The sequence below is a fragment of the Pseudomonas sp. ICMP 460 genome (assembly GCF_002723595.1).
GTDB classification, from domain to species: domain Bacteria; phylum Pseudomonadota; class Gammaproteobacteria; order Pseudomonadales; family Pseudomonadaceae; genus Aquipseudomonas; species Aquipseudomonas kitaguniensis.
Genome location: NZ_LKBR01000005.1, coordinates 15,659 through 29,150, shown reverse-complemented (window position 1 = coordinate 29,150; position 13,492 = coordinate 15,659). Strand labels below are relative to the sequence as shown.

Sequence of the window (13,492 nt, the reverse complement as noted above, 5' to 3'; positions counted from 1 at the left end):
TACGCTGCCTGGCCGCTGCTCTCAAGGGCGACTAAAGTGTTGCCATCTTTTTCAAGGACGTGACGATGAGTGCGGTTGAGCTGATGAGCCAGTGGTCGTTTGGCGGTGTTGATTGGCTGGTGATCGGCCTGTGTGTGGTGCTGGCTTATATCGTGTTTGGCATCGCAGGCTTCGGTACGGCGCTGGTCGCCGGGCCGATCCTGATCATGTTTATGCCACTGTCGAAAATCATCCCGCTGCTGGTGCTGCTGGATTTTGTCGCGGCGTTCGGCAACCTGCTGCAATCGCGACGCGAGGTCAACAAGCTGGAACTGCTGCGATTGCTGCCGTGCATGGCAATCGGTTGCACGTTCGGCGTGATTTTTTTGCTCAACCTGCATTCGGATCTGTTGCTGCTGTTGATGGGGTTGTTCATCAGCGCCTATGCGATTTACAACCTGGCAGTAAAAGCCCGACCGACTCAACTGGCGGCGGGTTGGTCGATTCCCATGGGCACTGTCGGCGGTCTGTTTGGCGCGTTGTTTGGCAGCGGCGGCTTTTTATATGCGCTCTACCTGAACAGCCGTTTGCCCAAGGACGCTGCACGCGCCACCCAAAGTGCGTTGATCAGTTGCAGCACGGTGGTGCGCCTCGGTTTGTTCCTGATCGCCGGGGTGTATGCCGATGGGCCGCTGTTGTTATTGGCGGTGTGCCTGTTGCCGGCGATGGCTGTGGGGCTGTGGTGTGGGCGCAGGCTGACGATGCGCATGTCCCGCGAGGCTTTTGTCAGGTGCGTGACGTGGCTGGTGTTGGCCAGTGGCCTTGCATTGATCGGGCGGTACTTGAGCACTTGACCGGATTTATTCAGGGCTTAAGCTGCCAGCCTTCAGGGCCTCATCGCGAGCAAGCCCGTTCCCACAGGTGACGCGCAGTTAAATGTAGCCACACCGCAGGACTCCAATGAACTCCCAAAGCATCCTTGTCCCAAAAATCTCCACCTTGCCCGTCCACGAACCCCGCGCCCGGGCAATCGTGCGCTGGCTGGTGCGCAAGAACATCATCAAGGAAGAACTGACCACCTGCGGGCGCACCGGCAACCGCATGGCCTATGCGCTGGCCGACGGTGCCCGCGCGGTGGTGCTGCACCCGGCCGCGCTGCCGTTCAACGAGCCGATCAATGGCCTCGAAATCATCTACAAGCGCTGCATTTACACGCCAGCCAAGGGCTTTCTGGAAGAAGCCGGCTGCCCGGAATGCCTCAAGGAAGTCGGCGAAGCGCTGTTTGACAGCCTGGAAGACTGGATGCCCGGCCACACCGACAACTTTACCTGCCCGCTGTGTGGGCATGAAGATGACATCAACGGGTTTTTATTCCTGCAAGAGTGCGGGTTTTCCAACCTGGGCTTCATCTTTAATAATTGGGCGGAAGCGGGGTTCAAGCAGAGCTTCATCGACGAATTCGCCGATTGGCTGGACCAAAAGATGAGCTGGGTCAAAGTCGAGCTTTAATCAGCCTCACCTGTAATCCCAAATATGTCAGAGTTTTACATTGAGCCCGAGGGGGTGTCTGAGTATAATGACGCGCTTCCATTTTCCCGCTCGGGAGCCCCCGCGATGCTGCGTATCAGCCAAGAAGCTCTGACATTCGACGACATTCTCTTAGTGCCCGGTTATTCCGAGGTGCTTCCTAACGAAGTCAGTCTCAAGACCCGCCTAACCCGTGGCATCGAGCTGAATATTCCCCTGGTTTCTGCTGCCATGGACACCGTCACCGAAGCCCGTTTGGCAATCGCCATGGCTCAGGAAGGCGGCATTGGCATCATCCACAAGAACATGACCATCGAGCAGCAAGCTGCCGAAGTGCGCAAGGTCAAGCGTTACGAAGCCGGTGTGGTCAAAGACCCGATCACCATCGAGGCTGACGCCACCGTGCGTGACCTGTTCGAACTCACGCGTATGCACAACATCTCCGGTGTTCCGGTGCTGCATGATGGCGACCTGGTCGGCATCGTCACGTCGCGTGACGTGCGCTTCGAAAACCGCCTTGAGGTTACCGTCCGCGAAGTGATGACGCCCAAAGAGCGTCTGGTCACTGTGCGCGAAGGTGTCGACAAGGACGAGGCTCGCGAACTGCTGCACAAACACCGCATCGAACGCGTATTGATCGTCGACGACAAATTCGCCCTTAAAGGCATGATGACCGTCAACGACATCGAAAAAGCCAAGGCTTACCCGCTGGCCAGCAAAGATGACCAAGGTCGTCTGCGCGTTGGCGCTGCGGTCGGCACCGGTAAAGACACCGGCGACCGCGTTGCAGCGTTGGTGGCAGCCGGCGTTGACGTGGTGGTGGTCGACACTGCCCATGGCCACTCCAAAGGCGTGATCGACCGCGTTCGCTGGGTTAAGCAGAATTTCCCTGACGTACAAGTTATCGGCGGCAACATCGCCACCGGCGCAGCCGCCAAGGCGTTGGCCGAAGCCGGCGCCGACGCCGTCAAGGTCGGTATCGGCCCAGGCTCGATCTGCACCACGCGCATCGTCGCCGGTGTGGGCGTGCCGCAAATCAGCGCCATCGCCAACGTCGCCGCAGCCCTTGAAGGCACCGGCGTACCGTTGATTGCCGACGGCGGCATCCGTTTCTCCGGTGACCTGTCCAAGGCCATCGTTGCCGGTGCTTCCTGCGTGATGATGGGCTCGATGTTTGCCGGTACTGAAGAAGCGCCGGGCGAGATCGAACTGTTCCAGGGCCGTTCGTACAAGGCTTACCGTGGCATGGGTTCGCTGGGCGCCATGTCCCAGGCGCAAGGCTCCTCCGACCGTTACTTCCAGGACTCTTCGGCAGGCGCCGAAAAGCTCGTACCGGAAGGCATCGAAGGCCGTGTGCCGTACAAAGGCACCCTCAGCGCGATCATCCATCAACTGATGGGCGGCCTGCGTTCCTCGATGGGCTACACCGGCAGTGCCAACATCGAAGAAATGCGCACCAAGCCCGAGTTCGTGCGGATCACCGGCGCCGGCATGGCTGAATCGCATGTCCACGACGTTCAGATCACCAAGGAAGCGCCGAACTATCGAGTCGGCTAAAGCCTCCAGCCAGAAGCCACAAGTTATAAGCTGCAAGCGGGGCTGCGTTGATGCAGCTTCCGCGCAGCCCCCGATTACTTGCAGCTTGCAGCTTGAAGCGTGCAACTGCTTTTAGAGTTTTCTCCCATGGCCCTCGACATTCACGCCCACCGCATCCTGATCCTCGACTTCGGTTCCCAGTACACCCAACTGATCGCCCGCCGCGTGCGTGAAATCGGCGTGTACTGCGAACTGCACCCGTTCGACATGGATGACGAAGCGATCCGCGCATTTGCACCTAAAGGCGTCATCCTCGCCGGTGGCCCCGAGTCCGTGCACGAAGCCAACAGCCCGCGCTGCCCGCAAGCGGTGTTTGACCTCGGCGTGCCGGTGTTCGGTATCTGCTACGGCATGCAAACCATGGCCGAGCAACTGGGCGGCAAGGTTGAAGGCTCCGAGCTGCGTGAATTCGGTTATGCGCGTGTCGACGTGGTCGGCAAAAGCCGCCTGCTGGACGGCATCGAAGACCACGTCGACACCGACGGCCTGTTCGGCCTCGACGTGTGGATGAGCCACGGTGACAAGGTCACCAAGCTGCCGCAAGACTTCCACATCCTGGCCAGCACCCCGAGCTGCCCGATCGCCGGCATGTTCAACGACGAGCGCGGCTACTACGGCGTGCAGTTCCACCCGGAAGTCACCCACACCAAGCAAGGCGGGCGCATCCTGTCGCGCTTCATCCTCGACATCTGCCAGTGCGAAGCGCTGTGGACCCCGTCGAAAATCGCTGAAGACGCCATCGCCAACGTGCGCGCCCAAGTCGGCACCGACAACGTGCTGCTCGGCCTGTCCGGCGGCGTTGACTCCTCGGTAGTTGCCGCGCTGCTGCACAAAGCCATCGGCGACCAACTGACCTGCGTATTCGTCGACAACGGCCTGCTGCGCCTGCACGAAGGCGAGCAAGTAATGGCCATGTTCGCCGAAAACATGGGCGTCAAAGTGATCCGCGCCAACGCCGAGGAACAGTTCCTCAACAACCTGGCCGGCGAGTCCGACCCAGAGAAGAAGCGCAAAATTATTGGCCGCACCTTCATCGACGTCTTCGATGCTCAAGCCACCAGCCTGGACAACATCAAGTACCTGGCCCAAGGCACCATCTACCCTGACGTGATCGAGTCGGCCGGCGCCAAAAGCGGCAAGGCCCACGTGATCAAGTCCCACCACAACGTCGGTGGCCTGCCAGAGGAAATGAACCTCAAGCTGGTAGAACCGCTGCGCGAACTGTTCAAAGACGAAGTGCGCCGCCTCGGCCTGGAACTCGGCCTGCCGTACGACATGGTTTACCGCCACCCATTCCCGGGCCCAGGCCTGGGCGTGCGCATCCTCGGTGAAGTGAAAAAGGAATACGCCGACCTGCTGCGTCGCGCCGACCACATCTTCATCGAAGAACTGCGCAAAGCCGACTGGTACCACAAAGTCAGCCAGGCTTTCGTGGTGTTCCAGCCGGTGAAATCGGTTGGCGTGGTCGGCGATGGCCGTCGTTACGCCTGGGTCGTGGCGCTGCGTGCAGTGGAAACCATCGACTTCATGACCGCGCGCTGGGCGCACCTGCCGTACGAACTGCTGGAGACGGTCAGCGGGCGTATCATCAATGAGATCGAAGGTATTTCGCGCGTTACTTATGATGTGTCGAGCAAGCCGCCTGCGACGATTGAGTGGGAATGATTGGACGTCCGGCATTGTCCGGCACCAACTAGCAAGAAATGCCCTGGAGCCCGCGTAATTGCGGGCTTTTGGCTTTTTGGGTCTGGCAAATGCTGGCAGCTTTGTGCATCGCCAAGCACCGTGTTTATGTGGCATGGTACGGGGGATTGACTGAGCCAAATGCCATGCTTGATGCTCGATACATAGCTTGCATGCGGCCTACGGCTGACTGCGAACGGGCCACCATGCGATCAAGCTGGACGTCTTCAGACTCGAACGTGCTGGTATTGAGGTTTGCCGCCTCAAGTGCCGTCTTTATGTTGTCGCTGCCTTGTTCCGACTACTTCTGATATCGATCCCGCGCAGGAACTCCTGCTGAGTTCGCTGCTTGATTCAGGTAGGACTCGAAGCCTGGGAAAGCGGTGTTGAATTGAGAGTCCATATTCTGGATCTGGCGTCCTAGGGACTGCGAACGGATGTAAATGTTGGCCACGTTTTTAAGATCGGCCGCGATGCCGCCAAACATGGTGCTTGGCAAGCCCGTGCCCTGGGTGATCATGTTCTGATACTGCTGAATCTGCGTCTGTAGCTGCTCTGCAGTGTTCAGCGCCGTGTTGACCGCCTCGGCGTACTCAAACATCTGTTGATAGAACGTCGAGCAGTTTGAGCAGTAGATGGCATATGCAGGGGAGGGGTCAGGTAGAGACCCACGCTAAAGCTTGTGCTTTTCATTGCTAAAACAAGGGCAGTACGTATTCTCGATTTCCGAGCCGATGAAATCGGCGATTTCAGCAATTCCGTATTCATGCCGAACACCTCAGTTTGTCATGGTTCGAGCTTTGATTATTGACTGATATGGTGTGGTTTTAAATATGCGGATAAGTATCTATCCGCATAGAAATCAACGGCTTGCGGGCGTTGCCTGGGTGAGGTTGAAACGCAGCAACCTGATTTTGCTGGCATTTTCTTTACGCATGGACCTGTCTGTCTTTCCAGCGTGATGTGTTTTTACGGCCAAAAAAAAAGCCCACCGAGGTGGACTTTTGATGAAATGGCGTAGCGCATTAGTGGGCTGAGTAATAGGGGTTCTGGGTGCGATAGTGACCACGCTCCGTTTCAAGGATGTGTAGTGTTTCTAAGTGCCAGTTTTCGAGCGAGGAAGCCAACTCTGCCGCAATGCGTTGGGCTTCTCTAACGGCTTGACTAGGTCGCCCGCTGGCTTGACCGAGGTAGGCTTGCAGTTCGTTGAGTTGGTTGGCCAATGCGCTGATGCGGTGGGCGGTTTTCATGATCAATCCCCCTTTCTGATCCTTTCTACAATATTGTCGAATTCTTCCCGAATCTGATCGTCTGTAATTTCAAGATTAACTAATCCTGATTTGATTGCAATTCTTCCAATTCTCTCAGCCGCCTCATTATCCAATTTCGCCAATCTTGCTTTAGCTGTTTCCAGCTCTGAAAGGGCGTCAGAACGGCGTTCTGCGAGAATTTTTCGAGCCATGGGTTCACCGTTTTTAATGAGGTAAATTTAGACAGACTGAAAAGTTCTACCTCATTTTCTCGCCCAAATTAAAGGGGTTACACGGCCTCGCTGTTTCGTGGAGCGTCAGATCAGGTCGTCCCGAGTGTTTCCACTATTTGGGTTGTGGTCGAATCCCGCACGTTTTGAGCCGGGTTTGGGAGGCGGTGTGGCGCTGTGCTCCGGCTGTACTCTTACTACTCCTGTCGGGGCTGGTGAGAGGCTTTGCGATGTGAATTGCCCAGAGCCTTTCCTTTGGTGCCCATCGTCTTTTACTTGGTTCATATCATGCGCGCCCTCTGTATCTGTTTTGCGCATTGAGCAAGTAGGCCGTCATGGAATCCGCCCTAGTAAAAAACTGCGCTGTTACGCGTCTGGGTGCGTTTCTATGCGCCTATTAGCTTTTTTGCGACACACAAAGTGCGCTGGTATGCGCTTCAATGCGTCCTTATGCGTTTAGCCCTCTGTTTAGGGGCTCCGATGGATAGTGATCGATTCGAACGCACGAACACGCACAGATTAAGACGGCAAGATATGTGTTGTACGGGTACGGGCAAGCCCGTACCCGTACAACACTGCCCCTTATTCGCCTTCGGCTCAACGGATCTTGCTCTGCGAGGCGCACAGCCGCTGCGGCGTCTAAGCGCAAAAACACGGCAACAACAGGAGCGCTCGTGGCAGGCGGCACCAAAGAGAAAACAAAGGCTCGCCGACGCGGCAAGCCAATCGAAGTTGGGGTTACTGACGAGGAAAGGCGGTGATCATTGATAAGGCCGAAGAAGCTGGCATGTCACGCTTGGCCTACCGTCGCGCCCTTGGCTTGAGCGCGCCAATTCGGTCGGTCGTCGATCTGACCGTCGTGGCAGATTTGGCAAAGGTTAATGGCGATCTCGGGCAGGTGGCTGGTCTATTGAAACTCTGGCTAGCAGAAAAGCATGAGAAGAGGCTAATGCTATCGACGTTAAAAATATCGTGGTCGAATTTCGAAAGCTGCAAGTAGATTTGGGGTGAGAAGATGGGCTGATTGTGAAAAATCAAAAGTGACGCATTTCGAGGAGAGTAAGTTTTGGTTGTGCGATCCAGATAAATTCTTATTCGATTAGCTTTGCCCTTCATTCCAACGGATCTTCAGCTAAAAACGGGCTAGAGTCGACGCTTAGCTTGTTGTCTCACTAAGTGAAAATGCACCGATGAAAGATAAACTACATAGTGAAGCAATGGCCGAGCACTTGCGCGAAAACCCGGCTTATTGCATAGAGTTATTGACCGCAGTGGCACGAGACGGAAGCACCGCAGAGCTGGTTGTTGTGTTAAGGCAGATACGAATCGCTTTTGGAGTAAGCCTACGTGTTAAAGAAGCTTAGGGCTCGGTGAGCCGCGCCGTCTCGAAGTTGTTATACTGGATTACTAAGCCTTATTGTTAATTATGTAATTGGCTTTTTTTCTGATTCTTTGGGGGGTGGTAGGAGCATTCTCCGAAATTCCTGCCCATTCAATTGTTATTTCTTTAGAAAAGTTTTTCCAGTCATCTATTGCACTGCCCGCTGCTGAGAATTGTTCTATCTTTCGCTTCAAATTTCCATATCGTGCAGCGCACGATCTATGGGCTTCAGCTTTTTCTGTGGGGCGCATTAATGTTTGTAGGGATGCAAGAAGTGCAACTAAAATGCTGAGTAGCTTCATAACTATTGAAATGCTATCTGAAAGGCCAGCGCTATCGAAAAATAAAAATGCACTTACGAATGTTGAAGATATTACCAGGGGGATACCAACGAACCTATTTATTAGTATGTATCTCTCGGATGTGATGTAATGCCCTGTCTGAGCAATGGTTAATCTTTTATTCCAGTCGTTTATAGTATCAATCATTTTAGGAATCTCAGGTTTATGGAGAATCTATGTATAGAGATTTACTAAATCCTCTATACATAGAAGCGTTATAACTGTGTTTAACCTACTTGGGCTTCTCTAAAGTGCCCCTTTATTGATGCGTGGAAGTACTTACCCTGCGAGGCTGAGCCATCGAATTGATGCCAGTCTGACTCAGGGAGGTCATAGTATTGCCAGACAGCTCCCGTGTTAAATTCTATTTCTAGTGTTGACGTATCCACGTCATAGCCAATACTTCTTATCATAGTGGAGGATATGTTTTTACGGTCCATGCTTTATTCCTTTTAGATTTTTTGTTCGCGTATTTTAGTTACGACCAGTTTGTAGTTTTCCTCTTCATGCACATGCTCTTTTTTCCAGCACTCAACGAGCTTAGGGTCATCACTCGTAGGGCGTGGGTAGTTAAGTTTTAATCGAATGCGAGAAGGGATTTTTATCGCTTCTCCGGTGACTATTGCCTCTCCTATTCGTAGCGATGGCAATAAATCAATTAAGCTATTCATGTTGTCGGGGGCTGATGATTTAATTATAGATTTGTCAGCGGAGTTTGTAAGTCTTAAGGCTATTAGCGTGCCGATTTGAGACAGTATAGTTTCTGATATTTCGGAGGGGCGTTGAGATATTACGAGAGCACCTATCCCAAATTTTCTTCCCTCCTTGAATACTCGCTCTACAGCAGTTTTTGAGTAACTGCTCTTATCATTTTTTCCAAGATAAGTATGGGCTTCTTCAAAGGCAAGCAGGAGAGGTCGCTGTTTTCCAGTATATGCTTCCTTTCTTCCCCAGAACATACTGTCGTAGACAAAGCGAGTTATTAGGCCTACAGTTATATCAAGAACCTCGAAAGGCACTCCGCTCAAATCTAATATGGTTAGCTTCTGAGAGTTTCCGATCCATTCGGCAAGTAGATTGTGCAAGTCTTTGGGGGAGTCTGCTGTTTTGTAGTCTCCTGGATTGAAGAGAAAGTCATAACGCGAATCTTTAAGTCGGGATAGTATTTTCTTCTCGTATGAAAAATACTCTGTGTGTTTTGACTTGAATGGCGCACTGGTACCCATAGCATAAGGGCGAAAGATAGCTGGGCTTAATTTTTCGGGAGCACCTACTGAAATTTCACAGGCATTAGCTTTGGTTTGATCATCTTTAAGAGTTGTCGAAAACGAAGCATTCAGTAGCCAATTCATCTCGTACCAGAGATCTCGTGCGCTAAACGGGATGGGGGAATCGGCGGTAATTAAGTCTTGGTTTACTATTCCCGACTTTAAATTGAAATTCTTTTTCTTCATTACAGTGACTAGGTCTCGAAGTTGTCTATACTCCATTTTCTGTTCGTCACGTTGATCTGCCCCGACTAAGAAAAAAGCAAGCTCTTCGAATGTCATCAACCAAAAAGGTATATATAGGGGGGCTTGCGTATCTCCAATTCTTAATACTTTGGCTTCCGGAAACGCTGATGCATATTCGCCGTGGGGGTCGATAAGTATTACTCTTGAACCTGCGTAGCTGCCTAATATCGATTTGAGGAGAGTAACTGTTGTATTTGATTTTCCACTGCCGGTAGATCCCATTATGCCGCAATGGCGAAGAATTAGATTGTGAGTGTCTACATGGACGCTAAGGTTCTCGGACGAAGAATGCTTACCAAGCTCTATAGATCCTGAGTCTTGTTCTCCATAAATTTCAAAGAGATCCTTCTCTATAACAAGATGAACCTCATCACCTATAGTTGGATAAGTTCCAATGCCCTTTTCAAACTCACCGTCACCGATTTTTTCGCCAATTAGCTGTATCGACAAAAACTTAGAGCTCGATCTTGTCTCTCCGTCATCATCTGTGCCAAATGGGCGGTCGCTTACAGCGGAAACGATTGCATAGATAGTTATATTGCCCATGGGCATTTTGACGAAAGTGCCAATTTGGCCTATTTTATAAAGTCGACCATTAATTATTGGTGCTGCAGACGGGATTTCAGCAGAAACCTCTACCTCCACTGCGTTCGAGTCTACTCGAATCACTTGACCTAAATAAGTAGAGTCACTCTTCATTTGTTGTGATCTCAATTTCGTGTTGGCGACCGGAGTTAGCAACCAAAAAATCAACAAGATAGTTAAAATCACCAAGTAGAAGTGCGTTTGTTGTTTCACACCAGAATCTGTTATTACTCGCCTTCATGTTCAGCTCGAATTGTTCAAATTTCCAAACGCCAAAAATGCCGTTTACAATTGCTTTTTTCGGGCCGAACACTGTTAGATTTAAATATCCTGCAGATAGTGGCTCTAATCTCTCCACTTCCTCATCGCTATAGAAAAAAACTACGACGCTCAGTCTGTTGTTTTGTCGTAAACAGTTAAATATAATTTCGTTTATATGTTGATCGAGGAATGAGTATCCGCTAAATATAAAAAGTAGCTCTCCGCTCAGTAAATAATCTTTAAGACGATCAAAGTAAACTAGGAAAGGCTGGCGACGGGATGAATCATATTTTTCTTTAGATGGATAAATGACAATTTCATTTCTCTCTTCCTCAATTTTTTCTACTCTTCCAAGCCTGATTACTTTATGTGACTTCGTGTTTGCGTTTCCTTTCCAAAACCAGCTAAGAGAACCGTGTATCTTCCAGAGTCTTATCCAGTTTTGAGTGAGGTCATTTTTTTTGATGTGTCGCTCTACACTCTCTTGCCAGAAAAACGGTTCGTATGAACCAACGAATCCATCAAAGTACGGCGCTCTTATTGATTCTAAAGATTTTTCTATAATTAAATCGTAATTGGTTGTGAATATTTCTTTAGAGTAATCCCTGTTCTGCATGTTGAACCATGCAAAGAATTTTTTTGGCGTTTTTAACGATGCGGCTGATTCTTTATCATTTATTAGGTTGTAAATGTGCTTACATATTTCAATATCTATATTTTTTGCACTTAATCCATCTACGCCAAGAAAGTTGCTATCTGCACGCTCACCTGTGATTTCCCGGATTCTACGGAACTGATTGAGTATGTCTTCAATGCTAGTTGTTATGTCGGGGTTTTTCGACTTTAAGTCATTCTTTATAATATTAAAGTGCGCTATTAATTCCGGTTTTAGTAGTAGTTCTACCTGCTCGGTTAATTGAGATATATTGGGTAGTCCTAGTGCGCACGATGTTCCAGCACCCATAAAAAAGCCGATATTTTTAGTGTACGAAAGCTGGCTTTTTAGTTCCGAAATTTCTTTTGTTACACTGATTTCTTCCATTTTATTTCTCGGAATAGTGGGTTGATGTGCTTGGATTTTCAAAGTGTTTATTGGAGGGTGCTTTTTTATAGGTGCGCGAGTGATGTCTGAATATCGTACTTCGGATGTTCAGGTACTTCGCATTTTTCATAGTAATGATTGTCAAGCAGCATCGGAGTGATTGCCTTGCTGTTGGTATGCAATATCTGTACATGACAACATGAATTTCATGCTTGCCTAGATTTACGCTGCGCCACCTCGCGATGTTTCTTGGCTGCTGTCTTCGGATATTTGAAGCGCGCCAAGCGTGCACACATCCGAGGAGACGAGAGAGATGGGCGACTTTGGCGCTATTTAATATTGAAAAAGATGGGCGCGATTGAGGTTCAAGGGCGGTTAGATTGGGCAATGAATACGTAGCCGGATTATATGAAGCGCGTCTCCGACGTAGCAGAAATCCCTTTGCGTACAAGACATTACCCAGAATCAATGGGTTAGATACGAACATCCTCATGTATTCGTCCTTGTGAAGCTGCGTCCGTAATCCGCGTAATCTGCGATGGCAGAAAGCCATAGATTAGCAGAAGATCTGATAATTACTCATTGCCCTAGCTTTTTCTACGGCAGGGGACGACACAACTGCAGAGCGTCTGACGCTCAGTTGGCTAGTGCTTGTGCTGGCGCCCCTGTGTCAGGATAGTTATCGCCTCTCCGGTTTTTCCTAAAAAAGCATATCGGGAGCGGAAAGAGACTGAGCGTGCCGTTCTATCCATCTGAACGCAGAATCGCTGGTGTGGCACTCGGACAACGATGCGCTGATGAAATCGGTGACACTGCTGAGCAAGATTTTATGAGGTGGGCGTTACGCCTTCGCGGGGACGACCGTGTGTCAGCAACGACAATCCCTACTCGGAGTCTCTGTTTATGACCCCCTGAAAAGTCGCACTAGTTACCCACCAAGCCTCGCACATGCGGGGCAGGCAAGTAACTACCGATTCCTATCGCGCCCCTTTTTTCCGAGTTACACACCACTGCATACTCATTAAGTCACATAAGCCCGTAGGAGAGGAGCACCTTCGTGCTCTCTGGACTGAGCAGGGAACCCAGTATGTCTATGACTGACCCATTTAAAGCACTCGTTAGCCTTCAAGCTGAGATACGCAAAGGAATGCTCACCCATCCGACCGAAAAATATCCTTCGGTCCGTCTTGTTTTTGATGAAAAAAACGGACGTGCCAGATACACCTATGCTCGTATAGAGCATGGTCGCGTGAAAGCAATGGCAATGTTTGTGAGCATGGAGAAGATCAATGGTATTGGATGTTTTCAAGTCGGCTATGCCGTTCCCGAGTCGTACCGAGGGAGAGGCTGGGCAACAGAGATACTGCAACAGGGACTGGAAGAGCTCAGCAAAGGCCTCGCACGGCATGGGGTTACACACTTTTACGTTCAGGCCGTAGTTAGCACTTCCAATTTGGCATCCGTTGGAGTTGCAACACGGTTACTGTCTAGCACCCCTGACTCGATTGTCGATAGCGTTTCGGGTGAACCGGCTCTGGCCTTCACCAGACTTGTAGATTGTTGAGGGGAAAGTCGCTATACCAATAAGCCCGCCCAGTTGCGGGCTAAGCCAGTAGAGGCGCCGGAAAGGCCGGAGGCCAGGAAGGAACGAGGGAATACTATGACCTCATCCGTTGACCAAAAGCTGTCGCGTTTACTTGTGCTCAGTCAGATCTTTTCGATTTTGGCCATCCCTGTAGTGCTGGCATTGATAGGTTTTTGGGTGCAGCGCAGTTTGCAAGAGCAACAAATAAAACGTGATTACGTAAGCTTGGCGGTATCACTGCTTTTGCCTAAAAAAGAGGGCGAAAAAGAGACCTCACCCGAGTTACGGTCATGGGCTACAGAGCTTTTGAATGATTCCTCACCTGTAAAATTATCAAAAAAACAGTCTGAGTCGCTTAGGCGTAATGGCTTAAGCCTTCAGCCCGGAGACATTATTTTCTTCAGTAAGAATCCAGCGGTTTATCTAGGCGAGCGCCAAATAATTCGCAGCACCCATGATGGGGGCGTTGAAGTAAAAACGCTTGAAGACCCACCTGTTCATGACTTAGAAAAATAGGA

General features: G+C 50.7%; 13 protein-coding genes and 1 pseudogene. 7 read left to right on the top strand and 7 right to left on the bottom strand.

The features are described 5' to 3' along the window. The first annotated feature begins 65 nt into the window (after positions 1 to 65). From AO240_RS05475 to guaA, 4 genes are all read left to right on the top strand, one after another. Complete coding sequence (locus tag AO240_RS05475; protein ID WP_099235473.1) at positions 66 to 833, top strand: sulfite exporter TauE/SafE family protein; 768 nt, start codon at positions 66 to 68, stop codon at positions 831 to 833. Between the two features lie 106 nt (positions 834 to 939). After that, positions 940 to 1,488, top strand: a complete 549-nt coding sequence (locus tag AO240_RS05470; protein ID WP_099235472.1) for a sugar ABC transporter ATPase — start codon at positions 940 to 942, stop codon at positions 1,486 to 1,488. A 105-nt stretch (positions 1,489 to 1,593) separates the two neighbouring features. Next, complete coding sequence (gene guaB / locus AO240_RS05465) at positions 1,594 to 3,063, top strand: IMP dehydrogenase (RefSeq protein ID WP_099235471.1); 1,470 nt, start codon at positions 1,594 to 1,596, stop codon at positions 3,061 to 3,063. Between the two features lie 126 nt (positions 3,064 to 3,189). After that, a complete protein-coding gene (gene guaA, locus AO240_RS05460) occupies positions 3,190 to 4,767 on the top strand; it encodes a glutamine-hydrolyzing GMP synthase (protein ID WP_058414841.1) in 1,578 nt (525 codons plus the stop codon). A gap of 319 nt (positions 4,768 to 5,086) precedes the next feature. Here the strand turns inward: guaA and AO240_RS29210 are convergent, their stop codons facing one another. From AO240_RS29210 to AO240_RS05445, 3 genes are all read right to left on the bottom strand, one after another. Further along, a complete protein-coding gene (locus AO240_RS29210; protein ID WP_371918594.1) occupies positions 5,087 to 5,386 on the bottom strand; it encodes a P-type conjugative transfer protein TrbJ in 300 nt (99 codons plus the stop codon). A 424-nt stretch (positions 5,387 to 5,810) separates the two neighbouring features. Next, on the bottom strand, positions 5,811 to 6,035 hold the full coding sequence (locus tag AO240_RS05450) for a hypothetical protein (protein WP_099235469.1): 225 nt from the start codon (positions 6,033 to 6,035) through the stop codon (positions 5,811 to 5,813). A gap of 2 nt (positions 6,036 to 6,037) precedes the next feature. Next, on the bottom strand, positions 6,038 to 6,247 hold the full coding sequence (locus AO240_RS05445; protein ID WP_099235468.1) for a TraC family protein: 210 nt from the start codon (positions 6,245 to 6,247) through the stop codon (positions 6,038 to 6,040). Between the two features lie 692 nt (positions 6,248 to 6,939). Between AO240_RS05445 and AO240_RS05435 the strand changes: the two are divergent. Further along, positions 6,940 to 7,276, top strand: a pseudogene (locus tag AO240_RS05435) (CopG family transcriptional regulator). 396 nt (positions 7,277 to 7,672) lie between these two features. On the opposite strand, the gene AO240_RS28285 reads toward AO240_RS05435, so the two are convergent. The 4 genes from AO240_RS28285 to AO240_RS05420 form a co-directional block, all read right to left on the bottom strand. Beyond that, positions 7,673 to 8,134 carry an SLATT domain-containing protein gene (locus AO240_RS28285; protein ID WP_143505319.1) on the bottom strand — a complete coding sequence of 154 codons (462 nt, stop codon included), beginning with the start codon at positions 8,132 to 8,134 and terminating at the stop codon, positions 7,673 to 7,675. Between the two features lie 80 nt (positions 8,135 to 8,214). Continuing rightward, entirely contained in the window at positions 8,215 to 8,427 is a 213-nt protein-coding gene (locus tag AO240_RS05430; protein WP_099235467.1) for a KTSC domain-containing protein, read from the bottom strand. A 12-nt stretch (positions 8,428 to 8,439) separates the two neighbouring features. After that, positions 8,440 to 10,200, bottom strand: coding sequence for an ATP-binding protein (locus tag AO240_RS05425; RefSeq protein ID WP_099235466.1), 1,761 nt, complete (start codon positions 10,198 to 10,200; stop codon positions 8,440 to 8,442). Then, positions 10,190 to 11,389: an SIR2 family protein gene (locus tag AO240_RS05420; protein ID WP_099235465.1), complete on the bottom strand. Its 1,200-nt coding sequence runs from the start codon at positions 11,387 to 11,389 to the stop codon at positions 10,190 to 10,192. The genes AO240_RS05425 and AO240_RS05420 overlap by 11 nt, the downstream gene beginning before the upstream one ends. A gap of 1,087 nt (positions 11,390 to 12,476) precedes the next feature. Here AO240_RS05420 and AO240_RS05415 point away from each other — a divergent pair. After that, positions 12,477 to 12,953, top strand: coding sequence for a GNAT family N-acetyltransferase (locus AO240_RS05415; protein ID WP_099235464.1), 477 nt, complete (start codon positions 12,477 to 12,479; stop codon positions 12,951 to 12,953). A gap of 96 nt (positions 12,954 to 13,049) precedes the next feature. Beyond that, entirely contained in the window at positions 13,050 to 13,490 is a 441-nt protein-coding gene (locus tag AO240_RS05410) for a hypothetical protein (protein ID WP_099235463.1), read from the top strand. Positions 13,491 to 13,492: the final 2 nt, after the last annotated feature.

Coding starts and splice junctions, on each gene's coding strand:
- AO240_RS05450 (WP_099235469.1), bottom strand. CDS start 6,035: ATGAAAACCGCCCACCGCATCAGCGCATTGGCCAACCAACTCAACGAA.
- AO240_RS05415 (WP_099235464.1), top strand. CDS start 12,477: ATGTCTATGACTGACCCATTTAAAGCACTCGTTAGCCTTCAAGCTGAG.
- AO240_RS05470 (WP_099235472.1), top strand. CDS start 940: ATGAACTCCCAAAGCATCCTTGTCCCAAAAATCTCCACCTTGCCCGTC.
- AO240_RS05410 (WP_099235463.1), top strand. CDS start 13,050: ATGACCTCATCCGTTGACCAAAAGCTGTCGCGTTTACTTGTGCTCAGT.
- AO240_RS05425 (WP_099235466.1), bottom strand. CDS start 10,200: ATGAAGAGTGACTCTACTTATTTAGGTCAAGTGATTCGAGTAGACTCG.
- AO240_RS05430 (WP_099235467.1), bottom strand. CDS start 8,427: ATGGACCGTAAAAACATATCCTCCACTATGATAAGAAGTATTGGCTAT.
- AO240_RS29210 (WP_371918594.1), bottom strand. CDS start 5,386: ATGTTTGAGTACGCCGAGGCGGTCAACACGGCGCTGAACACTGCAGAG.
- guaA (WP_058414841.1), top strand. CDS start 3,190: ATGGCCCTCGACATTCACGCCCACCGCATCCTGATCCTCGACTTCGGT.
- AO240_RS28285 (WP_143505319.1), bottom strand. CDS start 8,134: ATGATTGATACTATAAACGACTGGAATAAAAGATTAACCATTGCTCAG.
- AO240_RS05445 (WP_099235468.1), bottom strand. CDS start 6,247: ATGGCTCGAAAAATTCTCGCAGAACGCCGTTCTGACGCCCTTTCAGAG.
- AO240_RS05420 (WP_099235465.1), bottom strand. CDS start 11,389: ATGGAAGAAATCAGTGTAACAAAAGAAATTTCGGAACTAAAAAGCCAG.
- AO240_RS05475 (WP_099235473.1), top strand. CDS start 66: ATGAGTGCGGTTGAGCTGATGAGCCAGTGGTCGTTTGGCGGTGTTGAT.
- guaB (WP_099235471.1), top strand. CDS start 1,594: ATGCTGCGTATCAGCCAAGAAGCTCTGACATTCGACGACATTCTCTTA.